Source organism: Natrinema sp. 1APR25-10V2, from assembly GCF_031626495.1.
Lineage (GTDB): Archaea > Halobacteriota > Halobacteria > Halobacteriales > Natrialbaceae > Natrinema.
Genome location: NZ_JAMQOJ010000003.1, coordinates 484,701 through 510,127 on the forward strand (window position 1 = coordinate 484,701; position 25,427 = coordinate 510,127).

At 65.5% G+C, this 25,427-nt stretch carries 20 protein-coding genes and 1 tRNA gene; 9 read left to right on the forward strand and 12 right to left on the reverse strand.

Annotated elements, in window-relative coordinates:
• The first annotated feature begins 102 nt into the window (after nt 1–102).
• The 5 genes from NDO75_RS11835 (at nt 103) to NDO75_RS11855 (ending at nt 2,965) form a co-directional block, all read left to right on the forward strand.
• Complete coding sequence (locus tag NDO75_RS11835; protein ID WP_310906487.1) at nt 103–264, forward strand: hypothetical protein; 162 nt, start codon at nt 103–105, stop codon at nt 262–264.
• Nucleotides 265–661: 397 nt separating this feature from the next.
• A tRNA-OTHER gene (locus tag NDO75_RS11840) sits at nt 662–751 on the forward strand.
• Between the two features lie 744 nt (nt 752–1,495).
• Complete coding sequence (locus NDO75_RS11845; RefSeq protein ID WP_310906489.1) at nt 1,496–1,912, forward strand: hypothetical protein; 417 nt, start codon at nt 1,496–1,498, stop codon at nt 1,910–1,912.
• 340 nt (nt 1,913–2,252) lie between these two features.
• Nucleotides 2,253–2,504 carry an AbrB/MazE/SpoVT family DNA-binding domain-containing protein gene (locus NDO75_RS11850; protein ID WP_310906490.1) on the forward strand — a complete coding sequence of 84 codons (252 nt, stop codon included), beginning with the start codon at nt 2,253–2,255 and terminating at the stop codon, nt 2,502–2,504.
• 83 nt (nt 2,505–2,587) lie between these two features.
• A complete protein-coding gene (locus tag NDO75_RS11855; RefSeq protein ID WP_310906492.1) occupies nt 2,588–2,965 on the forward strand; it encodes a PIN domain-containing protein in 378 nt (125 codons plus the stop codon).
• 1,232 nt (nt 2,966–4,197) lie between these two features.
• On the opposite strand, the gene NDO75_RS11860 is transcribed toward NDO75_RS11855, so the two are convergent.
• Complete coding sequence (locus NDO75_RS11860; protein WP_310906493.1) at nt 4,198–5,550, reverse strand: carboxylate--amine ligase; 1,353 nt, start codon at nt 5,548–5,550, stop codon at nt 4,198–4,200.
• 434 nt (nt 5,551–5,984) lie between these two features.
• Complete coding sequence (locus NDO75_RS11865) at nt 5,985–7,235, reverse strand: hypothetical protein (protein ID WP_310906494.1); 1,251 nt, start codon at nt 7,233–7,235, stop codon at nt 5,985–5,987.
• Nucleotides 7,236–7,988: 753 nt separating this feature from the next.
• Between NDO75_RS11865 and NDO75_RS11870 the strand changes: the two genes are divergently transcribed.
• Nucleotides 7,989–9,917: a rhomboid family intramembrane serine protease gene (locus NDO75_RS11870; protein WP_310906496.1), complete on the forward strand. Its 1,929-nt coding sequence runs from the start codon at nt 7,989–7,991 to the stop codon at nt 9,915–9,917.
• Between the two features lie 34 nt (nt 9,918–9,951).
• Here the strand turns inward: NDO75_RS11870 and NDO75_RS11875 are convergent, their stop codons facing one another.
• Nucleotides 9,952–10,134, reverse strand: a complete 183-nt coding sequence (locus tag NDO75_RS11875; protein ID WP_310906498.1) for a hypothetical protein — start codon at nt 10,132–10,134, stop codon at nt 9,952–9,954.
• 159 nt (nt 10,135–10,293) lie between these two features.
• Nucleotides 10,294–11,856, reverse strand: coding sequence for an HTTM domain-containing protein (locus tag NDO75_RS11880; protein WP_310906499.1), 1,563 nt, complete (start codon nt 11,854–11,856; stop codon nt 10,294–10,296).
• A 440-nt stretch (nt 11,857–12,296) separates the two neighbouring features.
• Between NDO75_RS11880 and NDO75_RS11885 the strand changes: the two genes are divergently transcribed.
• Nucleotides 12,297–12,515: a hypothetical protein gene (locus NDO75_RS11885; RefSeq protein WP_310906500.1), complete on the forward strand. Its 219-nt coding sequence runs from the start codon at nt 12,297–12,299 to the stop codon at nt 12,513–12,515.
• Here NDO75_RS11885 and NDO75_RS11890 read toward each other — a convergent pair.
• The 7 genes from NDO75_RS11890 to NDO75_RS11920 form a co-directional block, all read right to left on the reverse strand.
• Nucleotides 12,488–12,838, reverse strand: coding sequence for a hypothetical protein (locus tag NDO75_RS11890; RefSeq protein ID WP_310906501.1), 351 nt, complete (start codon nt 12,836–12,838; stop codon nt 12,488–12,490). The genes NDO75_RS11885 and NDO75_RS11890 overlap by 28 nt on opposite strands.
• A 276-nt stretch (nt 12,839–13,114) precedes the next feature.
• Nucleotides 13,115–13,549: a universal stress protein gene (locus tag NDO75_RS11895; protein ID WP_310906503.1), complete on the reverse strand. Its 435-nt coding sequence runs from the start codon at nt 13,547–13,549 to the stop codon at nt 13,115–13,117.
• 449 nt (nt 13,550–13,998) lie between these two features.
• On the reverse strand, nt 13,999–16,455 hold the full coding sequence (locus NDO75_RS11900) for a BGTF surface domain-containing protein (RefSeq protein ID WP_310906504.1): 2,457 nt from the start codon (nt 16,453–16,455) through the stop codon (nt 13,999–14,001).
• 577 nt (nt 16,456–17,032) lie between these two features.
• The gene (locus tag NDO75_RS11905; RefSeq protein WP_310906505.1) at nt 17,033–18,289 is read right to left on the reverse strand and encodes an ABC transporter permease; all 1,257 of its coding nucleotides are present in this window, start codon (nt 18,287–18,289) and stop codon (nt 17,033–17,035) included.
• Nucleotides 18,286–19,503: an FtsX-like permease family protein gene (locus tag NDO75_RS11910; RefSeq protein ID WP_310906506.1), complete on the reverse strand. Its 1,218-nt coding sequence runs from the start codon at nt 19,501–19,503 to the stop codon at nt 18,286–18,288. The genes NDO75_RS11905 and NDO75_RS11910 overlap by 4 nt, the downstream gene beginning before the upstream one ends.
• Nucleotides 19,500–20,273 (reverse strand): ABC transporter ATP-binding protein, encoded by a 774-nt coding sequence (locus NDO75_RS11915; RefSeq protein ID WP_310906507.1) that lies wholly within the window; start codon nt 20,271–20,273, stop codon nt 19,500–19,502. Before NDO75_RS11915 ends, NDO75_RS11910 begins: the two co-directional genes overlap by 4 nt.
• A gap of 197 nt (nt 20,274–20,470) precedes the next feature.
• Complete coding sequence (locus tag NDO75_RS11920; protein WP_310906510.1) at nt 20,471–22,156, reverse strand: PKD domain-containing protein; 1,686 nt, start codon at nt 22,154–22,156, stop codon at nt 20,471–20,473.
• Nucleotides 22,157–22,534: 378 nt separating this feature from the next.
• Between NDO75_RS11920 and NDO75_RS11925 the strand changes: the two genes are divergently transcribed.
• Together NDO75_RS11925 and NDO75_RS11930 are read left to right on the forward strand one after the other, a co-directional pair.
• Nucleotides 22,535–23,587 carry a hypothetical protein gene (locus NDO75_RS11925; RefSeq protein WP_310906511.1) on the forward strand — a complete coding sequence of 351 codons (1,053 nt, stop codon included), beginning with the start codon at nt 22,535–22,537 and terminating at the stop codon, nt 23,585–23,587.
• 763 nt (nt 23,588–24,350) lie between these two features.
• On the forward strand, nt 24,351–24,479 hold the full coding sequence (locus NDO75_RS11930) for a hypothetical protein (RefSeq protein WP_310906512.1): 129 nt from the start codon (nt 24,351–24,353) through the stop codon (nt 24,477–24,479).
• 74 nt (nt 24,480–24,553) lie between these two features.
• Here NDO75_RS11930 and NDO75_RS11935 read toward each other — a convergent pair whose 3' ends face one another.
• Complete coding sequence (locus tag NDO75_RS11935) at nt 24,554–25,417, reverse strand: PKD domain-containing protein (protein WP_310906513.1); 864 nt, start codon at nt 25,415–25,417, stop codon at nt 24,554–24,556.
• Nucleotides 25,418–25,427: the final 10 nt, after the last annotated feature.

A 25,427-nucleotide genomic window follows, 5' to 3' on the forward strand; every position in this document is an offset into this window, starting at 1 on the left:
GACTGGCGTGAGAAGCAAACAATTGTCTAGTTCTAGATCACAAACGAGGACGTTCACAAAGCATTTGCCGGGTGGATGATCAGCACATCCTGATAGTAACGTATGCCAGTATTTGACGCTCTGCTGACTTTCATCGGGCGATCACCGACGGCCCGCCGGTCGTCGGTCCACCACGAGTGTCGCCGCTGTGGCACCACGCTCTCGCACGACCGCTCTGCCTGCCCGACGTGTGGCTCGAGCGAGATCGCGACCATCCCGCTCTAGGTGCGCGCTTGTTGGCCCGGACGGCCGGGCGACCGCAGCGAGCCAGGATGTGTTCGCTCGGCGCCAGCCGCCACGGGCGGGGCTTCGCGAGCAGGTCGTGTGTCCGTGTGGAAGCGATGGTGAGAGGTGCTAGACTACTAGGTTCAGGCCCGCAACGTGTCGCGCAGGGGTGGCTGCCCACGCCGTGGGCGGCGGTCGCAGGCGCGGTAGCTCACACTCCGACCGCGAGTACGAGCACCACCACGCCCGCGAGACCGACCCCGGTTTCGGGACGCCGACCGAGGGTATGGGTACGCCCGGCACCTCACCGATCACGACCGACGTGCGGAGAACGGACCGCTTGCGAGCGGTTTAGGCAGCGGATTACTACCCGGGATCGCGGCGATGATCTGCGTACGGAAGGGTCGCTCAGCGGCAGAGCACCGTGGTCCCATCGGGAACTGCGGCGGCACTTGTGCCTCGTGGCGTTCGAATCCCACCCCTTCCGCTTTCTGTGGCCGATCGCGTAGTGATCCCTGGCTCCGTGGTCCGAGCCACGCCTCTGGTCGGCTCCCGGTCGCGGCCAGTGGCCGCGGCCTGATCTTCGTCGCAATCGGCGGCCAGTCGGCCAGCTGGCGGCGAGCAGGTAGACAACCGGGAGTACACGGGCGGCCATACGCCACAGAGGCAAGTGGGCGGACGAGCGCAGACGAACGGGCTCACCGTCACAGGACAGCCGGCACCGATGGGGGAGGCCGCGTGCCGGCAGGTGCCTATGACCTGCGAGCGCGCTCCGCGCTCCCATCCAGCGGTCTGACTACGTACTCGGGGGATATCACGCACAGACGGACGTGACTGCGGGCTCCCGGGCACCGCCCAAAACCAGGCCGGCCACCAGCAACAGGCAACTCGCAGCGACTCTCGACAGGGGGAGTCCCCGACACGGGCCCTGCGGTGGGACACTACCACAGAGTGGGGGCCGGTGCCCACGGCGATCGCGAGCACATGGCGCGCCTGTCGCCCGGCGATACCGGCGGCGCGCCGTGTGGCGGCTGCCGGGTACAGGGATGCGACCACCTCCGCCCCAGCGGGGCGGTAGCAGTCCGCGGCCACGCGCGACGCAGACGCCACCCCGGCCAGTCGATTGCCGCCGGCCGCGGCGACTGCAAGCAGGGCTGTTCGTCCCTCCAGTACGTTCAGAGCCCTAACTCGCCGCCGGGTGATGGCAGCCAGCACCGCGGCATCCCTCCCTATGGCACCTGCAATCGTCCACTTCCTCGTCGGGGCCACGCTCCTGCTCGTGCTCGCGATCCTCGTCGGCCTCCGCTCGCCACTGCCCGTCTGGGGGCCGCTGTGGCTCGTCGCGATCGGCGGGCTCTGGGGGCTCGGGCCGGACTTCCACCACTTCGAGCCGCTGGTCGGCGGCCCGGTCCACGCGCTGTACGACGCCCCCTGGGCCGACTGCTGGGCGTTGCATTACACGCTCGATCGCCCGCTCGTCCGCGCGAACACTATCCGGCGAGCGTCGCCGGCGCGATCGCCCGCTTTCTCGGCGCCGTCGGCGCGTTCACGCTGGCCGTCTGGCTGGGGGCCCGGCCGGCTGGGCCCGCCCCGGTCGTCCACCGGCTGGCAGGCGCCCTCGCGGGGCTCGTGGTCGTGGGCCTCGTGACCGCGACGGCGGGACACCTCCTCGCCTAGACGGCCGGTCCGAGTGAGCAGTAGTGAGCTCGCGTCGTGGCCCTAGAGACGCGATGGGTGGGGGAGCCGGGGAGCCCGCCTCGGTGTGAGACTAGGTATGCCGCTGGCGGCCGACCACCCGGAGGCGGCGGCCAGTCGCCCGTCGGTTGGCTTGCCTCCGGGCTTGCTATCCCTTACCGGTGCAGCGTCGGAGTGTAATTGGCGTTCGCGACTCCCATACCGCGGTTCTCAGTGGCTCGAGCGCCAGCGTCCGGTTCACGACGGCGCCTATCCACGGCAGCATTTTGATATTACAGGTCGTGTTACTCCGTATGAGTCAGACGACCCGAATCACCGAGAAGGGCCAGGCGACGATTCCGAAGGCGTTGCGCGAGAAATACGACCTCGAGCCCGGCGACGAAGTGCTCTGGCTCGATACGGACGAGGGGATCGTCGTCAAAAAGCGAACGCGCACCGGCGGACGCGGTCTGCTCGTCCCCGACGAGACGCCGACCGAGACGCGCGCGGCAATCGGGCGCGAACTCGCTAAGCGACTGCGGACGCGCCGCGACCACGACTACTAGGCGGAGTAAGCGTAGCCACCTATCTTTAGACAGCGAGAGAGTCCCGGCGTTTACGCCGGGGAGGATGTCACACGGCCGATACGGTGGCACTGCTCGTCTATCTCGTCGACGGGCATCCTGAGCGAGTCGATCGGGTATTCGCCGAAGCCAGCGAGACAGTCATCCAGGCTCCGAGTACGGCACTGGCGGAGGTCCTCTACGCGGTCTCGCGGGACAAGGACGTTCGTGGCATCCAGTTGACCGGCACGCCCGACGCCGTGCGGCAGGCACTGCTCACGAATAGGCCGGTGTCGTTGGCTCCCGTCGGCGACGCGGAACTCAGCGTCTACGCACAGCTCGTCGACGACTACAGCCCCCACGACGGTCTAATCGTCGCAAGCCACCGCGCGCGGGAGACCGACGCCGTGCTCACGACCGACAGCGTCATTCGCGAGATGGACATCCCCACGATCTGGGAGTGAGCGGTGGCCTACTGAACGGGTGACGCGACTGTCGACCAGTGTGCTCATGTCCGCCGGCCACAAGCCGGCCCGGTGAGCCTGTATCGGAGGGTGCCCCTGGCGACACGTGTGGGCTTGGCTGGCCGTTTTGCGCCGGCCCCCACTCGCGATCGGCTGACTGCCGGGTCGGTGCGCGGTCTGTGGTCCGGCACTGGCCCGGCAGGGGTGGCCGCTGGCGCTGGGCCCTTAACCACAGCGCGGGAAAGCGATCACTGAGCCGCCGCCAGCGAGCCCGTCGCCTGCTGGGTGGATGGCCTCGCCGGTTACATAGGTGGGTCCGCTGACTGCGCAACGGAGCGGTCGTGCCGGGGGCACGCCTTGTCTCAGTGATCGTCATAGAGCGTGAGCATGCGCCACGCGATGCCCCATATCGTGAACTGTCATCCCGCCTGGGATGTCTCGCGGTCGCAGCCACGGACAGCCGACCGGCGACTCGGCCTACCTGGGGTGCAGTGGCGCGGCCAGCGGTCCCCTGACTGTCAGTATTATGACCTCGTGTGGGGAAGTATCAGGGGAAATGAAGGGGATTCGCTGTCCGAACTGCACGGAACACGCCGGCAGAGAGACCGGTGGTGAGTTGCTCGGGCCCGAAGTGAACCGGAGCTTTGAATGTCGCAATTGTGACCATCAATGGAACGTGGTGATCTGAGAACACGACGTCGGAATCGGCAGGAGCGGGCCTGTCCGGACCAGCTGGTGGGGCGCCTCGTCCGGACCCAGCGACCGCGCTTCTAGTAAACAGGCCACAGATACAGCCGACCCCTTATCCCGCGCGGCGGCCGATCCCGACCTGCGCCGCTTCGGCGCCGTATCCAGACTCGTGTCTGGCATCCGGGCTCGCACCCCGATATCACTGCCCGCTAGTGCGACACTGCCGGTGGCGCGGCGACCGCGCGCGTCATGCCCTCTATCGGTCGTTTTGACAGCCCTGGCGAGATCTCCGTCGGTCATCGCATGGCGGTACGCCTCGAGCAGTGAGATAATAAAAGAGCACCCGCATAGCGTCACCACGGTTGACTGCTGCTGCTGCCGACGCAAGACCGACGAGGGGCGGCCGCACTTCGAAATGTCCGTTCTCGAGAACGGCGAGCGCCGACCGACCCACTCTGCGCCGGTGCGATGGTGTGTCACGACCCGTGGCGCCGTCTCGACGCGTCTCGGCACGCCGTGGACTGACGCACAGATCGGCGATCTCAATCGGTTGGCGCGTTTCTGACTGACCGCTCCCCGGCTGTGGGGGACGATGCATGGCGCGACGGGGGTGCGTCGGGTGTCGCGTCCCGCCAGTGGACAGGTGGCTCATCGCGGCCCAGGAGGTGGCCGTGTGCGGCCACGTCGATCCCCGCGGGCATCCGCCGATCGACTTCGCGGAGGAGATCCTGGAGGAACGGCCAGACGTCGTCTCGCCGCAGGATGTCGAACCGCGGCTCGCGGTGACACGAGCCGACGACGTCGCGCACCGCCCGGCGGATCGACGGCCGATCGACGACTTGCGACTCGTCCGTGAAGAGGCTCAGCAGGTAGGTGAGCTCGCCTTTCAGGTAGTGACAGCCGATCCCGGTGTCGTAGTCGGAGTCGATCTCGTCGGCGCGCCCGGTCGCCAGCCGCCAGTAGTAGCGCGGGAAGTCGGCCCCCATCTGCACGTTCGCCGCCAGCGAGGTCCACATGCGCGGGTTGATCTCCGTGAGGTAGAACTCGCCCGTCTCCGGGTGGCGCATGTACTCGATACAGGCGAGGCCGTGCCACTCGAGTTCGCCGAGGAGGTCGTGGGCGGCGGCTTCGAGTTCGGGCTCGGCGACGGACCGCCGATAGACGCCGCCCCCGCCGGTATAGGACGGCGCCCGGCGCTGCTCGTGTTGAAAGGTGGCGACCGGCTCGCCGTGGTCGTAGAGGGCCCCGACCATGTACTCGTCGTCGATCGGGACGAACTCCTGGACGATCGGCTCGTGCCCGAAGGCGTCACGGAGCGCCTCCGTATCGGGATCGGCCCCCGGCGGCAGATGTTCGACCGTCTTCGGGCGGGCAACATCGCCCGTCACCTCGCCGTCGGCGAGCTCGTCGGTGACGAGGTTGTAGCGCGATTTGACGATCGCCGGCTCGTCGCGCGGCGTGGCCGCCGCGAGGGGTTCGGTCTGCGGCACCGCCACCCCCGCTGCCTCGGCGGCGTCGGCGAGGCGGACGCGATCGGTGACGCGCTCGAGCGTCTCGACGGCGGGCCAGGGCGTCGCGATGTGGTCGGCGAACGCCTCGCGATACTGGGCGAGGACGTGGATGTCCGCTTCCCGACACGGGATGATCGTCCGCACGTCCGGGCGCCGGGCGAGTGCGAGCAGGGCGTCCGCGTACCGCTCGAGGTCCGTCTCGGGGTCCGGCACCACCACCGCCTCGTCGCAGGAGTTCGACGAGAACGTCTTCGCCGTTCGGTCGGCGGCGATGACGATGGTGTGTACGCCGGCGTCGGCTAACGACCGGACACAGCTGTCGGAACTGGGTACGGGCACTGCTGGGACGACGACCGCCTCCGCGTCGGCTGTGGATGGACACATGAACAGGAGTGTAGGGACTGGGCAGCGACCCAGACACGCGGGCCGTCGCCGACGCGCGCCGTAGTAATAGAGGTGCTAGCGCCCGTAGTGGGCCAGTACAGACAGTCAGGAAGTGAGACGGGTCCGCCACGAGTGACCGAGGTTGCCCGCGGCGGGGAGCAGCGAGACCGCTGGGCGCCCGCCGACTCAGACGGCCAGCGTTCGGCGCTGGACGCAGTTCGGACACCAGTCGTCGCCGTTTGTGCGTGCGTACAGTCGTTCGCCGCAGTCCGGACAGCGCCCCTCGGGATAGTGAACCATACCGTATTGGAGACAAAAGGTCTACTATAGATGTTGCGCTCTCTGCGCGATCGACGAAGAGAGGGTGACGATCCTACCCAGTTCGCTCCCATCTACTGGAGAATTTGTCGAAACTACACGTGATGGCGTGCCGGTTAGCGCGTCACGGTCGCGGTGATGTTACCGGTGGCCGTTTTGGCCTCCAGTTCGTGGCTGCCGTATAGCGGCACGACCCAGAGTCTGCCGTCGGCACCGGTCTGCCCGACTTCGACGCCGTCAAGCGTGATGGTGGCGTCCACGGGTTCGCCGGTCGCGTTCTCGGTGACGGTGATCTCGATCGGGCCGACTGCCGGCGTTCGGTTCATCGTCATTTCGAACTCGTCATCATCGTCGTTCCAGCCCGGCCCGAGTTTGGTTGCGGGGAGCGACGGCGCGCTGAGCTCCTGGACCTCGCGGTAGACCTCGCCGGTGCCGGCATCGAGATAGACTTCCGTCCGGCCCTGATCGTGGACGAACTCTGTCCAGTAGTGATCGGGACTGTTATCTTGGAAGTACGGTTTGCCGTGTTCCTCCGTCCAGGGGTAGAGTTGTAGCGTGTGATCGAACGCCTCTCGATCCTCGAACTGGTCAGGTGCGGTTTGATCGCGGTTATCGAAGCGCGTCGTCTCGACGAGATATTGATCGCCTTCGATCAGCGAGAGACTGTACCCGGTCTGTGAGGTCGAGACGGCGATCTCCACATGTAGCTGGTTGCTCGGTGCCGTAGCGAGACCGCTCAGCCGTGTACGAGGAGCTGTTCGATGCGACTCGAAGATTTTTTTCGTGGTTCGGACAGACGACAGCGAATAGCCTGGGACCTGCACCGCTCGGTCCTTTAAATAATTGAGCTGCTCTACAAGGACCCCTGCTTCGTTGTAGTTCCGTAACAGCGTCTGCAGGAGTTGGGCCGTCGAGAGGTCTCCGGCGGCATGGGCGCGCACTGCCTGGCTTTCGCGCTGCTCGAGTGTGGCGGCCCGTTGCCGGAGGCGGTCGTACGCTGCTTGGATCATCGCGGCCCGTTCGTCAGCAGTGGCGCTGGCGAACTCGTGGTCGACGATGGCATACTGGTCCTGGTCGACCCGGAGTTCGCTGTCAGCGTTTGCGAGTGCCAGGCCGAGATCGGAGCGGTACGCGGTGTACTCGCTGCGCACCTCGCCGGTGACCTGCAGGCGGTTCGTCGTGTTGGCGACCTCGGCTTGCATCGGACGGGTGACGATGGTGGGCTGTACTGGTTCTGCGACATCTTGTTGGAGACCTGCGTTGGCTCCGTCGGCCGTCTCGCCAGCTGGCACCGCGGCCACGCCGGTCATCGCCGGCAGCGAGAGGACGAGAAGGAGCGCGAGGAGGGCAGGGGTCGCCTTGGTCATCGCACCACCGTACTCACTCCTGATATAAAAAACGGACCGTCTGACGATGTACCCGTATAACGCGCCGGTAATAGTATCTTACCGTAAGACTGTCACCCTCGACAGAAAGAGCAGCACGCCGCCTACGGCTGTCCGCCAGCCTTGTCGTTATACCACTGTGAGTTAACTGGCTTATACGGTACTCTACAAGAGAGTGTCGTTCCGAAGAGGGAGCCGAGCGAGAGCAATGATCACGGCGTCTCGGGTGCCGGCGATCAGTCGTTCGTGACTGGGAACAGTCGAAGGTGGCAGTGACCTACGTGCGCATCAACGCTTCACTCGGTCCGGCCGCGTCGGTAGGCTGATCGACGTGATAGCTCGTCACTGTCCCGGCGTGGACTAGCGCGCTTACAGAAATGCCGGGCTATCGATGTGAGTGGGGCGTCGCCCACATCTTGTCCCTTCGTGTCGTACCGCTTCCACAGCATTGCCGAGTACCAAGCCATGGCGTTCGGTGGCCGGTCGAACGCCACGGTACTACCGGTGACGAGCTCCGTCGGCGGCCTGGCCGGCCGATCGGTATCGGGACATCGATCGGCTCGCTTCCGGTTTACTCTCGGACCGACCCAACCCGGGCCGACGGGCAGGCCCGCTCGCCGCCATGTCGCTCGGCGGCGCCACGGCCGGCACGGCCGATCGCTCGCCCGCCCCGCCAGCGTCGGCGACCGTCACCGCCCCTATCTTTTGTACGGGGTGGCGTCGAACGAGCATCTAATGCCGATCACTCCGACGCAGGCCGTGCTGGCGGGGACGGTCCTCGTCGCGCTGGGGGTCGTCTGGTATACGGCGGGGCGGGGGCGCTGGCGAGCGCTCGCCGCGGACCGCTTCGTCGCCGGCGTGCCGTGGGGCACTGGCGTTACAGTCGCGATTGTCGTCGCGTTCTACGTGGTGGTCCAGAGCGACGTCCAGCACGTGACCGACCCGGTGACGCTGCCGTTCATCTCGTGGTCGTACTTCTACCCACTGGGGCTGGTCACGGCGGGGATCGCCCACGGCTCGCTCGACCACCTCGCAGCCAATATGGCCGGCACGCTCGCGTTCGCGCCGCTCGTCGAGTACGCGTGGGGGCACTACCCGCCGGCGGCGCGCACCAGCGATGGCGGCTCGGGCCCACGGGCGCCCGACGGCGCTGGCGGTAGGGGGCTCGCCCGGCCGCTGGCACGCGCGGTGCTCGTGTTTCCGAGCGCCCTGCTCGGGGCCGCGGTCCTGACGTCGGTCTTCGCGATCGGCGCCGGCCTGGGCTTTTCCGGCGCCGTATTCGCGATCGTCGGCGTCGCCGTCGTGACGTATCCGCTGCCGGCGCTCGTCGCGTCGATCGCCGCGAGCGCGATGCAGACGCTGTCTCTGGCGCTGCGCGAGCCGATCGTCCGGGAGACGGTGGCGCCGGCGGCGCCCGGCCCGCCAGCGTGGGCGGGCATCGGCTTCCAGGCCCACCTGCTCGGGTTTCTGGTGGGCGTGCTCTGCGGGGTGGTGCTGGTGCGGCGGCGGGGCCGCCGACCGGCGACCGCGCGCCTGTTCTTCGCGACGCTCGCGCTCGGCCTGGTGCAGGCGCTCTGGCTCCTTGTCTGGATCGGCGACGACGTGTTCGTCCTCTACCGCGGCGCCGGCGTCGTCCTCGTCGTCGGCCTGGCGCTGTTGGTCACCGTGGCGATCACGGGCAGTACGCGGCCGCTGCCGCGGCCGCTCTCGGTCTTTCCCGCCGCACCGACGCGCCGCCAGCTCGCGATCGGCTGGCTCGCCCTGCTCGCGATCGCGCTCGTGGCGGCCACCGTCGTGGCGGTCACCGGTGGGGCGACGCCACTCGGCCTGACGCTCGGACTGCTGCTCGGTGGCGGCCTCGTGCTCGCCCTCCCGGCGCTCCCGGCGGTCGTCCCCGATCTCATCTACGCGGGCCCACTGACGTATCGGGGGGTCGCGATCGTGCTGCTGGTCGGCCTGACGGTGCTGGTCGCGCTCCCGAGCGTCCCGCTCAATCTGGTCGTCGTCGAGGCCGACGCCGTCCCGGGTGACGGCGGCGTCGCCGTCGGGGACTATACGGTGACCTACGCGGAGAACGCGACGCCCGGCCACCAACTCATCACCGAGCCGGAGCCCGACGCCGTCGATGCGGAGGCCGTCCCCCTCGAGAGCCGCCAGAGCGGGCTGCTCGTCGTCAACGAGGAGCGCGAGATCTGGACCGTCGTGGAACGCACAGCGGTCCTCGCACACGAGGGGAACGCGACGGTCGAAGTCGGCGGCCTTGACTGGCGCGAGTCGGTCCACGCGAACCGCACCGGCTGGGACGTCGTCGGGAACGGGAGCGCCTACGTCGTCGATCTCACCGTCAACGGCGAGACGACGCGCGCGTTCGTGTCGGCGCCCGTCCAGTCGAGCGCGACGATCGACGGGCGGGCGATCGCGGTCGCGCCGACCGCCGACGCGTTCGTGCTCCGCGTCCTGACTGACGGCGCCGTGCTCGGTGAGGCCGCCATTCCTGACGTGAACGAGACGACGACGGTCGGTGCCGTCGACTTTGTGACGGAGGTCGTCGAGCGCGACGAGAGCCCCGGGAACAACGACGACCGCGTGCGAGTGGTTGCGTCGGTTGACGACACCGAGATCCCCGTCGCACAACGGGAAACGTACGCCGACGCGACGGCGTGAGCGCCCGCCGACGGGTCGGTACCGTCGCCAGTCATCATGAACGCGAGTGCGTCGAGACGCTGGGCGAGCCGCCATCCTGACACGTGGCTGTCGACTCGGACTCAGACGCGCGGGGGAGAACCACCAGCAGGACGGCGAGCATGAGACACGGAACGGCCCCCAGTCGGTGGGGTGCCGCCAGCCCGAGGTGGGCGACGACGAACGCAGTGGCGGTCACGATCGGGCGTCGGGGGCGCCCAGCGTGCGGTCAGCCGTGAGGCGACCGGCCGGGATCTGCATCCCTCGCGCCCGTCGCCGCCGACTGGCCGGGTGCTGGCACTCGCGGGGTGCAGTCGCGTACCCTGCCACCGGCGGAGCGACGGTCGGGCCGGGCCAGTTACTGGACGAACTCGCCGCCGCAGTCGTACTGCTGGAACATGATTTCGCTGGTGGGTTCGGTCTCGTTGTACGGCTGCGAGGGCTGGCGCACGTAGTAGAGCTCGAGCTCCTCGAGTTCGGTGTCGTGGGTGCGGTTCCACCGCTCACAGAGGTAGTGGCTCAGATACGACCGGTGGTTCTCGTTGTCGGCGTACCGGACGTTCGAGAGATACTTGCGCCAGCGAGCGGTTGGGTAGACGGCGTTCCCGCTCGGTGGGGGTTCCCAGCTGACCTCAGAGCCGTACAGGGCATCGACCTCCGAGCCGTTGGCGAGCGTGCCCGGGACGACGTACCAGCCGTCGACCTGGCGCGGCTCGGGGGCGAACATGCGCCAGCTCTGGGTGGTCTGGGTCGCCTCCAGCACCTCGTCTCCGGGCTCGGGCACCTGCGTGTAGCCCACCGCCTGGGCGTTCGAGAGGACCATCAGGACCAGAAACAGCGCCGGCAGCGCCGTCGTGAACAGCGTCCGCCCGTAGGCGAGCCCGGCGGCCAGGCGTTTACGGAGCGCGGATCCGCCGGTGCGGCGCACCGCAAGCGTAGGCCCCGTGGGCACGGCGGCGGCGAGGCGCTCGCCCCAGTGGCGGAGCGGGGCCGCGAGCCCGACGCGGGCCGCCAGTGCGGTGGCGCGGTCCCAGACGGCCGGCGGGTAGAACGGGAGAAAGGCGGCGACGACGATCAGCGGGAAGAGGCCGATCCGCATCGTCAGCAGCATGCCGAGGTGCATGCCGACGAACGCCGACGCGAGGAGGGCGCGCGGGGTGCCGGTGAGGAGGAGCAACAGCGGCGCACAGATGACCAGCGTGATCCACACATACGTCATGGCCGAGAGGAGGCTGTGATAGTCGGCGAGCACGTTGCCAAGCAGGATCGTGAACTGATAGTCGAGGCTGAAGACGTAGACGACCGCCTCGCCGTTCAGCCACAGCTCGCCCTCCGTCTTGTGAAAGGCGTTCGTGATATACATCGCCGTCACCTGGCACAGCAGCGCCATCGTGCCGATGGTCGCGACGGTCGCACGGGCCTGGCGCTGCCGGGGTGCATCGAGCGCCCACCGCTCGCCCAGCGGGAGGAACATCCCCCAGAAGAGCAGCATACTAAAAAGGACGTCTCCACCGTTGAGCACCATTGGATTGCGAAACTGTAGGGAAAGGAGCAAGAGCCACGAGACGATCGTCGCCAGCCGGGTGTGGTAGCCGACGAGCAGCGCGACGGCGACCGCTGCGGCGACGGCGAACAGGAGCCCGATCGCCCACGGCTCGCCGGAGATTGCATGTAGTGAGAAGACGGTCCCATAATCCGCGAACAGGGCCGCACGTGGGAGAACGCCCGCGTCCGTATAGAACGCCTCGAGGTTCCGGGCGCGAAGCGCAAGGTCGGCGAAGAGCAGTAAGCCGAGCGCGATCCGAAACACCGCGAGCGCGCGGGTATCCACGGTGACTCGCCGAGTGAGCGCCGCGCCGAGCCAGTCGAGACCGGCTGCCAGGCGGTCGTTCGACGGGAGGGAGGGGCGTCGTTGACTCATCGGGTGGGCTAGATATCATCGGACTCGCCAGCCGTTCGTCATAAGCTTAGTGGTTGGAGGGCGGCCGCGGCCGGCGGAGACCGTCTGCGGAGGGACGTCAGGTTCGCGTGCCCTCCTGGTGTGGCCCCGAGGGAGTCGATAGCCGAGACACGCATCGCTCCTGTCGCGTCTCCCTCATTGCGCGACGGCTGCTTCCGGTCGTCCTCGTCCGGCGTCGGTCGTTGCACCCCGCCGGCCACGACGCCTCTCCTCGCGAGAGAGCCCGTAGACGACCGGAGTAGCCGTCGGTCCTAACGAGGCGGGTAGCGGTGCAATCGATCGACCGATATCCCGCACGTAGGCCACCCCCCACCTGCGACAGTCGCCTCGAGTCCCGGGCTGACGATGGCGCCCGCTGAACGCGTGCTAACGCTTATACTTACTCCGTTTGAGTGTCACCTATGCCCGCCGAACGATCACAGCCATCCCTAAAGGACGACGCCATCACGACCGTCCAACTGACGCTGGCGGTATTCCTGGGCCTCGCATTGATCGGGTGGTGGCACGTGATTGTCCGCTCCTATTACGAACAGGGCCCGACTACGTACCATCCGGAGATGGTGCCAGTCCTGCTCGGGGGCGTGGTGGTGCTCTACCTCCTTGCCGTCCTGTATGAGTAGGGAACTTTGTCGCTGCCTGCCAGGCTAGCCAGACACGGCCACTGGGAACGGAGGGCTACCGCCCCCCTCTCCGGGTCCGCTTCGGTCCGTCGATGGCACGACGGCTGGAGGTGGCGACGCAAGCCGGGCTGTCGCACTGGTCGGAGGACTGGGCTCACGAGCGGCGCGTTTCTCTCTAGAGGGCGAACGAACGCGGTTCCGGCGATGAGGAACCCGACCGCAGCCAGCGTCGTGGCTCTGCCGACGAGATATCCAGCCGTCGCTGACCCGATCAGCAGGAGACAGAGTTCGATCACCGTCTTGCCAAAGCCGGCCAGTCCCATACCGCGTTCATTCTTCGACGCCAATATAATATTGCATGCCGGTTTCTCTCGGTCGTCGACCACCTCGACCGCCGGGTCGTGCCGGCTCGGCGGTGTATCGTCGCGGACGATGACGCCGGGCGGACCGTTGATGCGACGCGTTCACGATCGTCCGCGAGGTAACTGAAGCCGTACGTGCGCGCAGTTGCGCACGCGGCGGCGGCGATCGCTGTAGCGCCGCCCACGCTCCTGAGAAGGCCAGCGTCTCGCCACCGGAGCCGGACAGCCACCGCTGTGTCAGTCGGAATCGGCTGGCGCAGAGCGGATGGTGAGCACGGGGACCTCCGAGAGCCGGACCACTTTCTCGGTGACGCTACCGAGGAGATACCGGCCGAGGCCGGTTCGACCGTGGGTCCCCAGCACGATGAGATCGATATCGTGGCTCTCGCTGTACGCGAGGATTTCCTCGTGGGGGGTGCCCGACGTGACGTCGGTGATTGCCGTGGCCCCCTTCGCCTCGGCGCGGTCGGCCACCTCGGCGACAGTCCGTTCTCCCGTCGCCCGCATCGCCTCGAGCGCGTCTTGAATGCCGCCTTCGTCGTTGTGGATCGGCTGGACCACGTAGAGGAGGTGCACGGTCGCGCCCTGTTCGACCGCTAGATCGATGCCGGTCGCCGCTGCCTCGTTCGCCGTCGTGCTGCCGTCCGTCGGGATGAGAATGCGCTCGAACATGTGTGAACCTCTGTCGAGGATCCATATAGTCCCTGACCCTGTGTCTCACGCGTGTGGAAGCAGCGCGTTGCTCGCCCCATTGGGGTAGTGGGGCAGCCAGGTCATCGCTGCAGCAGTCGCCCAACTGTCTTCGACCGACTGCCGTGCACGGCGGCGCTGACTGTGCGCGACCGACCACGCTCCGTGCCCACGTGTTGCTCGGCGTGGCGGTGCGAATGGTCGAATCGGGCGACTGCTCTGTACGGCGAGTAGCACGACGCCGTCACCATCGCCGGGCGCTGGTGGACGGCACAGCGCGCCGGTCACACTGGGAGGTCGCGCGGCGTCCAGTCAGTCGCCGAACGAAGCGAACACGCCAAGGACACGCTAGCTACTGCTGTCGGGCGTAGCGTTCGATAAAAGAAAACCGCGAACGTTGTGGGCCGGCCGAAGGCCGGTGGTTTTACGAGTTAGTCCTGACGGCGCAGGGCCAGCATGGCCGCGCCGAGGAGGGCGACGAGAGCGACGCCGACACCGAAGCCGGGCGTGCCGGAGGAGCCGTCGGTATCGCCATCGTCACCGTCCGAGCTGCTGGAGTCCGAGCTGCTGGAGTCCGAGCTGCTGGAGTCCGAGCTGCTGGAGTCCGAGCTGTCGTCGCCGGTTTCGTTACCGGCCTTCTCAACGGTGACGGTACCGGAGTCGGAGGCACCGCCAGCCGTGACTTCCCACGAGATGTCGCCCGTGGCGCTCGTGTCGAGCGTGTAGCTCTTGGTCCACTCGCCACCGGCTGCGATCGTGACGTTGCCCTTCTCGGAGACGTCCTCGCCGTTGATGAGGACGACGGGGTCGACGGACGCCTCAGCGTCACCGTTGTTGGTGACGGTCACGTCGAGCGTGGCGTCGGCGCCCTTCTCGACGGTCGAGGGGGCGTCGCCGGAGACGTCGATCGTACTCTCGGGCTGGTCGCCAGCCTTGGTGAGGGTGACACCCGTGAGTTCATCGTTGACGTTGCTGTCAACGGTGTCCTCGGCGTAGAGGCTGAAGGTGACACCGGGTTCTTCTTCGCTGAGGTCGAACTCAGCGGCGAACTGGTGGTTCCCGTCCTCGCCGGCGGTAACGACTGCTTCAGCGACCTGGACGAAGCCGCCCTGGTCGTTCGGCGAGTCGGCCTCGGCGCTGAGTTCCGTCCCGGGGGCGACCGTGGTCGTTCCGGTTGCGGTTGCGTCCTCAGCGGCCGGGAGCGAACTGATGTCGTCCCATTCGACCTCGCGGTCTTCAATGGTCAGTTCGGACTGCTTCGTGATTACTTCGCTTTCTTTGGAGACGTAGGCGTTCTCCTGCGTGACGTTGAAGGTGAAGTCGTAGGTCTGACCTGCTTTCAGGCTCGTGGATGCATCGTCGATCACGAAGATGAGGTCACCGCTGTACTCATCGACAGTGATGCCGGTGAGCGCGAGCTGGTTGGTCGCAGACGTGCTCGTGTTCCAAGACGTGGGCTGACCGATCGGCCCAGCACTCTGCTCGCTAATTTCCACGTAGACACCCTCAGCATCGAGTGCTGCGGAGAGGCCGTTAGTGTCAGCATTGTTCGCGATGTCCTCAACGAGACCCTCCGCGCCGAAGTCGTCGACCTTCACGGCGAGGTGGTCCTCTTCAGCGATCGTACTCGTCTGCGTGATCGTGGCGTCCTCGAAGTCCTCGAGGGATTTCAGGGTAGCGTCAGCCGGTGCGGTGTGAGTCGTCACATCACCGATCTCCGTCCGCTCTTGGACGGCCAGACGGCCACGGTCGTGTTCGTCTTGGACGTCATACGACATCTCATTGGCGCTGCTACCGGTTGCGTTCAGGCCCTGCCCGATCGACAGGTCCCAGGTGTACACCGGGAACGCGGCATTGCTACCGAGCTTCGTCGAGACATCGGAGTCACTGAGCGTTGCGGCATCAGTGTCGTTGAGACTCCACGGGGAGCCCGATGCGTCGTGGGTGTCGAACTGAAGGATGAGTTCGTCGTTCTGGATGTCCGTGAGGTTAACGTACGAGTCGTAGCCATCCGCCTTGTCACCGAGGGTGATCACAGCCGAATCGCCACCGGAGACGTCGACGGTGATGTTGGCGACTTCACCCTGTGCAGGCGAGTCGACATCGACGAAGCTGTAGTCGATGCGCTGGTCGGTCACGGTGATCGACGCGTTATCGGACGCGGCGGAGTCCGTCACGTCGAAGGTGAGGTTGTACGTGCCAGCTTCAACATCTGCGTTGTTGAAGTCGGCGGTCAACTCGGCCGATCCATCCGTGACGCCGGAGACGTTCAGCGCAAGGGTGCCATCGTTCGTCTCACTGTTCACACCGGAGAAGACCTTTCCGAGCTGCTCTGCATCAAGGTTCTTCGCGGTGACGTTCACCCACTGGTCTTCGCGTTCGGACTCGAAGTCAACCGTCACTTGACCGTTCGTGCTGACGGAGTCACGCGCGAAGTCAACGTTGAGGTTCTCGGAGTTGACCCAGAACTCAACGTTGTTCCACACGTTGTCGGAGGACTTGATGTGGTAGGCTTCGCCAACTTCGAAGTTGTTTGACGTGATGTCAAAGGTGGCTTCGCCGTTTTCGACTCGGACAGTCGTGACCTGGGCAGGGTCGCTGCTACTGGACAGGCCCTTGTAGATTTCGAACCCAGAACCGTTGATGTAACCGGATCCGTTCGAGCCGGCAGCGGAGCTGTCACCGACGGTGACTTCCTGGCCGATCCAGAGGTCGTCGCCGTTGAGACTGGTTGACGTCGTATACTGTACATCGCTGGTCGCATTTGTTGGCTGCTTTGCCGCTGCCCCGCCTGCGAAGGCTGCGGACATGGCGACAACAGATAGGACCATCAGCGCGGCTAGGACGACTGCACGTCCCTTTTCGCGGTAGGTCGTTTCGCTTGTCATGTGTTATGTGTTAGTATCGGATTTCGCTTGGTTAGCATGCAATTCATCTGGAGCGTGAGCCGACCGCCAGCGTAGACCTCTCGAGCTGACGGAACTCTCACACCGGGTAGGGGTGTTAGTGATATCTTACTACGCCCGGCATAAGTTTTGTGTTCTATTGGTCGAGGATCCTATGAATTAAATAGGTCTTCAACTGCCGTTTCGGCCCGCACATCGACCATTTCGCCGATAGCTATCTGCGTTCTATACGGTCGCTAAAGAATAGGATAAGAAAGCAGAAAACCGGTACTAAGATAATGATAAGACGATTTTACCACCGACGGCTCTCGCTGGTACTGCGTTCTGATCGAGAAAGGCGCTATCTGTTTGGACGACGATTGTCGGAATATCTGGTATTGCACAGTATCGACGCCCCCATTGGGGAGAGCGGACCGACAAGAGGCGTGCGTCTCTTTCGCGGACCAAGCGACAGCGCGCGTATCTCACGTGCCAGAACTAACCACGAAGCAGACAGAGAACGTGCTAGTACGCCGGTACGTCCAGATTGGAGAGGGAGACTACTGAGACTCTCACGCCGTTATTCTAAGACTTCGAGCGAGGGGGCTCGACTCACCCGCCAGCCGGCCACCGCCGCCGCCAGCGTCCCGATCCCGATGGCGATACCGAGCGCACTCCCGTAGATCCAAGGTGCGGTTTGCACGAGGCTGTCGAACCCGACCACAGCCGCGGCGAGCCGATTCAAACCGGCGACGGCCGGCGGCGTCAGGAGGAGTCCGACCCCGCCGCCGAGGAGCCCGATGAGCAGTCCCTGGCCGATGACCGTCAGCAACAGAAGTGGTGGGGCGACTCCCTGCGCGGTGAGGGCGGCGAACGTCGGGCGCTGTTGGTAGATCACCAGGGAGAGCAGCGAGAACGTCAGCGCCACCCCTGCTCCGATCGCGAGGACGATGAGCGTGCCCGCCGCTGCTAGGAGAATAACTTGCTCCTGTAACACGGCCGCTAGCTGCTCCTGATTCGAGCGGATCTCGTAGTCGGGGTATTCTGCCTCCAACTCCTGCTGGACTGTCTCGACGTCGGTACCGTCCGAAGTCGTGATCGTGATGAACGTTGCCGGTGCCGTCTGGGTCTGTCCCGTGATCTCGTGGAGTTCGCTGAGCGGGAGCGTCACTGTGGGGGTCCCGAGCATCCGTTCGAACGTTGGTGAGATGCCGACGACCGTGAACTCGTTGTCGCGAGCGGCCGCCAGCGTCCCACCGATATGGATCGTATCGCCGACGGAGACGTCGAGAGACTGGGCCGTTTCTTGATCGATCAGCACCTCGCGGGTCATCTCGCCCTCGTAGGTCCCGTTGGCGTAGTGGGGATCACCCTGAATCCCACGCCCGTCGGTCACCTGGACGGCCGACCCGCTACCCGGGACGCCCGTTGCGACGAACGTCTGAAACTCACCTTGGTCGGACGGACTCACGTACACCGTCTCGAAGGCCAACGGTGAGGCCAAAGCCACGCCATCGCGGGCTTCCATCTCGGCGGCCATCGTTCGCGAGTGCGACAGCGTGTTGGTGAACCCTCCACCGCCGGCCGCTGTGAGACGGGTTTCGCCGGACGTCACCCAGAGATCGCGGTCGGCCGTCTGGAACCGTTGCTCGCCCGTCTCGAGCACGCCGATACCGGTTCCGGCGAGGAGCGTGATCGCTAGCACGGCGAGTGCCACTCCGATGATCGCGAAGCCGAGATGGAGTTTCTGGTGACGGAACTGCGCCCCAGTGAGCCGCCCGGCGGTCCGGAGTCGGGCGAGCTGTCTGTGTGGCCACTCACGACGTCGCGGACTCACGTTGGCACACCCCCTGTCATGCGGCGTGTGATGACGAGGAGGAGCGGCAACGAGAGCAGGCCGATCACCAGGCCGACCCCGGTGCCGTAGGGGATGAACCACAGATGGGAGACCGCGATCGGCTCGGTCGTGAGCGTTCGCATCGCAACCGTATTGATGAGCCGGATCCCCACCAGGCCGCCGACGGACCCGAGTACGCCGCCGAGGCCGGTCAGCACGAGCGTCTGTGTCCCGACGAGGCAAAGCTGACTCCGGACGGATATCCCCATCGCGGAGAGGAGCGCCAACTGCTGGCGGTCCACGACGAGTTCGAGCCCCGACGTCGTGACGACGAACAGCGTCCCGATGGTCAGCGCCACGACGACGGCGGTCAGCGCGAGCGCCAGCGACAGCGCTGAGTCGCGCGTGCTACTCACTGTCATCGCCCCGCGCGACTGCACGGTCGACTGCGGGTAGAGCCCCGCGATATCGTCCTTGACGGCCGGCGTGGCCGTGCTCACGACGAACTGGTCCGCTTGATCGTACTGTGCGGCACCCGTCACGCGTTGGAGTTCGCTCAACTGGACGAGCGCCGTCGGAACCGTGCCGCCCGTCGTCGAGTGGGTCTCGATACGCGTGACAGTGAACGAGCTGTTGCCGGCGATTGTCACAGACTCATCGGCGGTGACGCCGAACAGGTCAGCCGCCCCGTCCGACAGCACGACTTCGCCGGTCCACGTCCCGTTGTACGCGCCGGCGGCATAGTACGGGTCGTGTGGTGTGAGGGCGGCGGTCTCGAGCCCGGTCACTTGACCGAGCTCGGGTGAGCTGATGACGCCGACGACGAGCACGTATTCGGTACTGTCGTTCGCTTCGACCGGGAGTACCTGTGCTAACACCGGTGTCGCGGCGTCGACACCGTCAAGCTCGGTGATCCGTGCGTTCGTCTCGTGGACGGCGCCAAACTGGGGATCGTCGGTCGCGACCAGCGGCGAGCTGGGGCTGTCCGTGTCGGGGACGACCCAGTAATCGATCTCCTCGTCGGCGACGGTCGTACTCGTCGCGAGGCCGACACCGAGTCCAGTGACCATCACCAACAACGCGATCGCGACGGCCACGCCACCGCAACTGAAGCGGACGCGTTGTTGGGCCGTGGCGGTCGCCCGTGACGCCGTGCGCCGGATCCCGACGGCGATGAATCCGAGCCACCGCGTCAGTCGCTGTCGGAGTCTCATTCTGGGGTCGGCCCCTGTGGCCGGTCGACGATCGCGCCGTCACGGAGCCAGAGCAGCCGATCACAGCACTCGAGCGTCGCTCGGTCGTGGGAGGCAAGCACGACGGTCCGGTTCTCCGCGACGCGTTCGAACTCGCGGAGCACCGTGCGCCCGGCGGCCGTATCCAGTTCACCAGTCGGCTCGTCGGCGATCACGAGCGCGGGATCCGTGGCGAGGGCGCGCGCGATCGCGACGCGCTGTTGTTCCCCGCCGCTGAGTTCGCCCGGACGATGGGTGAGCCGGTCGCCGAGGTCGACCCGTTCGAGCAACGTCGTCGCCCGGCGGCGCCGTTCGCGCTTGGGCACGCCGCGTTCGACCAGCGGCAGAGCCACGTTCGCCTGCGCGGAGAGTGCATCGAGCAAGTGAAAGTGTTGAAAGACGATCCCGACGTGATCGAGTCGGTGGCGGGTGCGTTCACGACGGGACAGCGTGGCGAGATCGGTCCCCTGAAACGAGACGGTGCCGGCCGTCGGTCGTTCTAACCCCGCTAAGAGATGCAACAGCGTCGATTTCCCGCTTCCGCTCGGTCCCGCGAGGCCGACGAGTTCGCCTTCTGTGATCGCGAGCGACACTGAGTCGACCGCCCGGACAGTGGGCGGCTCCGACCGGCCGAGGGCGCGCCCGATCGCTCCCGGCCGGGAGCCTCTGGTATACGTCTTGGTCACGTCGGTCGCCGTGACGACGGTAGGAGAGGCAGTCGTTTCCGTGGACGAAGCGGCGGACCCGGCCATGGTCCGGGAAGGTGGCTACGAACAATTAACTATTTGGTCTGCTCGACAGTCATCGAGTTCGAAACATCCTCGGGGCGAGTAGCGGGTGCACGGGGACTCCTCACTCCCGTTGCTTACTGTGCTAATACCGTCGCTCGAGCGTTCAGGTACTCGATATGGTACTCGGTAATCAAACCCGGTCGAGACGGCAGTCCGCGTTAGTCCTGTTTGCGAGCCAAGACGAGGGCCGCCGACAGGAGGGCCACGAGGGCTACGGACGTGCCAAAGCCGGGGATGGGGAGGAATCCGCCATCGCCATCACCCTTGCCATCGGGGTCGTCAGTGCCGCCGGTGTCGTCCGTGCCGTCACCGTCGCCGGTGCCATCTCCACTGCCCGGATCCGTGCCTTTCTCGACGACCAGAGTTTCCGTTACCGTGTTGGTCACCGCAATCTTGTTCTCGACGGTGAGCTCGACGGTGTACTCGCCTGGTTCGTCGAACCTGGTCGTGACGGTCTCGCCGGTGTAGGATTCGCCGTTGATCGTCCACTCGTAGGAGATGATGTCCCACTTCGAATCGGTCGACTCCGCGCCGGAGATCGTCACATATTCGCCGGCGGTCGGTTGCGCGGGATCGAACGTGATGATCGGCATGGGCTTATCGCCTTTGTCGGGTTCGTCATCGCCCGGCGGCGACGGGCCCGGCCCGATCGGACCGATCCCACCACCACCTTTCTGCTCGTCTTTGAACGAGAGGGTGCCGGTGGCCGTCTGCAGTTGGTCACCATCCTCGCCGACAGCGATGTGGACGTAGCGGTAGGAGGCGTCCGCGTCCCAGTCTTCGCGCGTCCCGACATCTATCGAGGTGTTGCTCTCGTTGGTCACCAGCGCGGTCATGGACGCGTTCAGGACGATTCCCTCGGATGCGCTCTCGTTGACCGTCGCGTTGAGCGTGTCGATGAGCGTCTCGTTAACCGTCCCGTTGTCCTCGAGCCGCATCACGCCGTGGAGATCGCTGATGCCCGGCTCGAGGGAGACGTTCTCCATCGAGAGGTTCTCGTCCGGGCTCGCCGTGAGGTTGAGTCTCGTAATCGGGTCGAGGAACGCGTCTTCGTCGTAGAGGACGATGCCGTGCCCGATCGAGTCCCCATCGATCGTGGTGTTCACCTCGAACGTGACGTTGTTCCCGAGATCGTCACTGTCGAGGTCACTGTCCGTCGGTTCGACCGTTGACGCGGCATCCTGCACATGGAAGCTCTCGAGGCCGACGATCGTCGCATTGCCGTCGACGGTCAGATTGCCGTTTTCGACATCGAGACCGTTGCCGTCCTCGATCGTCGCGAGCATCGCGACGTGCTGCCCAGTGGTGGTCGGTTCATACGGGATCTCTGCAGCGAGTGTTCCGTCCCCTGCCAACGTGGTTGTCGACACGTTCCGGAACGTGGTGTTTTCGTTGAGCGACGAGAGGTCGTTCGTGAACAGTGCCGCTCCGCCGAAGACATCGGCGATCGAACTCGAGTTCGGCTCGGCGACGATGACCCTGACATCATCGCCAGCATATCGACTCGTGTTTGCCCCCGTTACGTTGTCGAACCCGAGGGGCACGGTACTCCCCGTGTCGAATACGCCCACTGTCTCTCGGTTTGCCGGCACGTCAGTGCCGTCCGGTCCTCTCACGAAGATATCGTGAAGCTCGACTGCCGTGCTCGCATCAGTGTAATTGGCACGGAACGGTAACAGCGATCGTTCCCAGATCGAGACGTTTTGGATCCCGGTCTCGTACTCCTGGGCAGCGGTTTCGTCCGTCTGCACGCTTGCTGTGGTCGAGGTCGCACCGACTACCCCGATCATCGGTGCCACCAGCAGAACGAGAACCATTCCGACAGTGACAGTCGTTTTAAACATGTTCATGTGACTGTATCCTGATTAGTTATTTCTTTCTATTGATTAGGTTTGGTCCCGCCGGAGCAGCCGATATCTCGCCCGCGGTCGAACCATCGCGATCGGATTCAAGCGCTAGCTCGGCGAATAGTTGTATGCGGCTTGATGTGTGTTCTGTCTGCCGTGTCCTCTTTTCCAAGCGGTCGGCTGAGCGGTCGCAACACCGATACGTTCACGTGACTGTCTCGGGAAGAGAGAGATAGAATCCGGTGGAACCCCACATCCAGCGGGACACGATTGACCTCACCTATGAGACCACGCTCTCCGACTCGGACTCGTCGAGACCGACTGACGGGCCTCGTCACCGTCGCTTTTGTCGTCTTCGCTAGTATGGTTGTTGCGATGCCCGCGGCTAGTAGTGCTAGTACCGCTGACTCGACCATTTCGGTCCCGGGTGCGATCGATACACCGACGCAGACCGTCACGGTCGACGGCTCCGAATACGAGGTCTCCTCGCTCGCACGCAGCGATCACGGATCCACGCTTTCGGTCGACGTCTCGACGCCCTCGAGTACTGACTTCGACGTCTACCTCTATAACACTGACCAGCAGGTCGAACTCTCCGAGGACGGTACGGGTTCTCAACGCGTCGCGTTTGACACGTCGGCCATCGAGCCGGGTTCGTACGCACTCGGACTCTACATCGACGGAAATTATGTTGATTATCTGCCGGTCGTCGTCGGCGGCTATGACGTGACCACCGCTCACCCGACATCGGTCGACGCGACCGACAGCGCCGTCGATATCGACGTCACGATCACGGCCACCGCCGCGGCGAGCGAGCCCGCCGGCGCCGAAGTCGCCGTCTGGAACGGTGACACCGTCGTCCGTGAACCCGCAACCCACCGCGAGGGCACGACGTACCGCGCCACCATCTCCACGGCTGATCTCACTGCGGGCGAGACGTACGCGGTGTACGCCGTCGCGCAGGGCACCGAACAGGTCGAGGGCGAACCGGAGGCGCTGGGCGTCAGCGACCGCAGCACCCTCGAGGTAACGGCCAGTGGAGATAACGAAGGCGGTGACGGCACGGATGGCGACGATGACGGCACGGGCGGCGACGATGACGGGTCGGATGATGACTCAACCGGGAGCGATGCCGGCAACGAGACCATTGTTGGCAACGAAAGCGACAGTGAGGGAAACGAGACTGCTGGCAACGAAAGTGATAGTGATGGGAACGAGACCGACCGCTCGGTCGGTGCCGACAACGACTCCGATTCGACGGCGCGTGGCGAGAACGCGTCGGACGGCTCCGTACTCCAACCGTCGGCACCCGATTCCGAGGAAGGCGCTGCTGACGACGCATCCGACGCCGTGCCGAGCGGCGCCGTGCCGGGGCTCGCGTGCGTCGTGTTGCTCGGCGGCCTCGCGCGCAGAGTAACACGAGAGTGACATGCTCTTCGGACAGCCGGTCAGACGAGGTGGACCCCGCGATCGGCGGCTGACAAGTAATACCAGTGCGCGCGTGTCCACAGTCTCCCAGCGTCTCGACCGTGGTCGCTCCGCGCAAAGCGCTGCCTCTCCCATCCGCAGGTTTGTTCTCGGGGCAAGCGCCACAGGAGCGACAGCGGCCCGGCACTGGCGGCGGCGACCAATGCCCCGGTCCGATGGGGGCGCTTGCGGCTGTCTTGGCCGAGCGCGCCGGCTACCTGGCCATGACGTCGTCCGGCTCGAAGCCGCCCCTGCATCCAGCCGCCGGCACGGGACCGGGGAGGGAAGTCGGAGTCGGCCGCGGGAGCGGCGCAGAGTCCTGATTCGGGTGGCCCAGAGATCTCGAGAACTCGTTTGCTATAGTTTCAATCGGCCGATACCATTATTACCCGAGCATGCCAACCACTGAGTGGCGAGAGGAGGGATGGATCCGGGTGGCGACCCCTACCCGTTTGCTCCGAGACAGTCCTTGTTGCAGTCGAAATCGGAAGTCCGTGACGCCAATAGCCTGATTATCGCCTCCGATCTCGGTCCGGCCACTGACACACCTGGACAGGGCTTCCCAACACCGGCGCTGTCGGCGGTTTTTGACGAACGGCGCTGCGATTCCAGGAGAGTAACGGCCGGTGCGTCACGGCTCGTCACAGTCGGAGCGGTGGGCTGTGTGTGGCCGACGTTTGCATGCGGATCGAGTCACAGTCGGGGCGAGGCGCGCTTTGCCGATATGCCACTACGACGGCGACTCCCGATCGCAGGGGCACAGACGCCGACCACTGCGCCGACTGCCAGCGTCGCCGCCAACGGCGCGCTCGAGCCGGCGGGACAGCGGCGACCGCGATTTATTGTGGCCTAGGGATTCGTGAGTGCGTTGCCAGAGGGGGGCGCCCTCCGTCGAGAAAAACCGAAATCTGGTTGGATGCCGATTCGTCAGTGCTGCCGGCGGAGCGATAGCATCGCGAACGCGAGGAGCGCGATGAGGGCGACGTTCACACCGAAGCCAGGGATGGCGCTCCCTCCGCTGTCGGAGCCGTCTCCCGTTCCGTCAGAGCCGTCGCCAGTTCCATCGGAGTCGTCTCCCGTTCCGTCAGTGTCATCGCCCTTCGGATCTTGTTTCGCCTCGACGGTGACCGTTTCCGTCGCGGTGTCGTTCTCAGCGAAATCGTTCGTGACGGTGAGCTCGACGTCGTAGAGCCCTGCCGAGTCGAACGAGGTGGTGACGGTTTTCCCGGTGTAGGTCTCACCGTCGATCACCCATTCGTAGGCGATGATTTCACGTTCTTCGTCGGTCGACTTCGCCGCCGAGAAGGTGATCTCCTCGCCGACCGTCGCTGGGTCGGGATCGATGGAGATCACCGCCGTCGGCTTGGGGAGAGCGTCCCCAGTATCGTCGTCGTCACCGCCACCTGGCAGACTGCCACCGCCACCTGGCAGATTCCCACCACCGCCGGAGCTGACCTCGACCGAGAGGTCAACGCGTTCCGACGCGCCGGAAGTCCAGGTAAGCGTCTGTTCGTCGGAACGCTCGACGTTGGCGACGGAGACCGTGAACTCGTCACCTTCGTCGAGGCCGCCGACGTTGACGCTGTAGGTGCCGTTTTCGGTGGTGTCGTTGGCGATGACCGTGCCACTCGCGTCGGTGATCTCAACGAGGGCACCGTCAACGGGATTGCCACTGCTGTCTACGACATCTCCGTAGACGCTATGTGGCGGCGCTGGTGGGCCACCGTCTTGAGCGACGGCACCACCGGCAGCGATCACGCTCGTGACCATGAGCACCGCTGCTACGACCACGAGCAGTCTT

Bases quoted from the DNA above. Each gene is read 5' to 3' on its own strand.
- NDO75_RS11835 (WP_310906487.1), top strand. From the start codon at position 103: ATGCCAGTATTTGACGCTCTGCTGACTTTCATCGGGCGATCACCGACG.
- NDO75_RS11845 (WP_310906489.1), top strand. From the start codon at position 1,496: ATGGCACCTGCAATCGTCCACTTCCTCGTCGGGGCCACGCTCCTGCTC.
- NDO75_RS11850 (WP_310906490.1), top strand. From the start codon at position 2,253: ATGAGTCAGACGACCCGAATCACCGAGAAGGGCCAGGCGACGATTCCG.
- NDO75_RS11860 (WP_310906493.1), bottom strand. From the start codon at position 5,550: ATGTGTCCATCCACAGCCGACGCGGAGGCGGTCGTCGTCCCAGCAGTG.
- NDO75_RS11865 (WP_310906494.1), bottom strand. From the start codon at position 7,235: ATGACCAAGGCGACCCCTGCCCTCCTCGCGCTCCTTCTCGTCCTCTCG.
- NDO75_RS11870 (WP_310906496.1), top strand. From the start codon at position 7,989: ATGCCGATCACTCCGACGCAGGCCGTGCTGGCGGGGACGGTCCTCGTC.
- NDO75_RS11880 (WP_310906499.1), bottom strand. From the start codon at position 11,856: ATGAGTCAACGACGCCCCTCCCTCCCGTCGAACGACCGCCTGGCAGCC.
- NDO75_RS11885 (WP_310906500.1), top strand. From the start codon at position 12,297: ATGCCCGCCGAACGATCACAGCCATCCCTAAAGGACGACGCCATCACG.
- NDO75_RS11890 (WP_310906501.1), bottom strand. From the start codon at position 12,838: ATGGGACTGGCCGGCTTTGGCAAGACGGTGATCGAACTCTGTCTCCTG.
- NDO75_RS11895 (WP_310906503.1), bottom strand. From the start codon at position 13,549: ATGTTCGAGCGCATTCTCATCCCGACGGACGGCAGCACGACGGCGAAC.
- NDO75_RS11900 (WP_310906504.1), bottom strand. From the start codon at position 16,455: ATGACAAGCGAAACGACCTACCGCGAAAAGGGACGTGCAGTCGTCCTA.
- NDO75_RS11910 (WP_310906506.1), bottom strand. From the start codon at position 19,503: ATGAGACTCCGACAGCGACTGACGCGGTGGCTCGGATTCATCGCCGTC.
- NDO75_RS11915 (WP_310906507.1), bottom strand. From the start codon at position 20,273: ATGGCCGGGTCCGCCGCTTCGTCCACGGAAACGACTGCCTCTCCTACC.
- NDO75_RS11920 (WP_310906510.1), bottom strand. From the start codon at position 22,156: ATGTTTAAAACGACTGTCACTGTCGGAATGGTTCTCGTTCTGCTGGTG.
- NDO75_RS11925 (WP_310906511.1), top strand. From the start codon at position 22,535: ATGCCCGCGGCTAGTAGTGCTAGTACCGCTGACTCGACCATTTCGGTC.
- NDO75_RS11930 (WP_310906512.1), top strand. From the start codon at position 24,351: ATGCCACTACGACGGCGACTCCCGATCGCAGGGGCACAGACGCCGACC.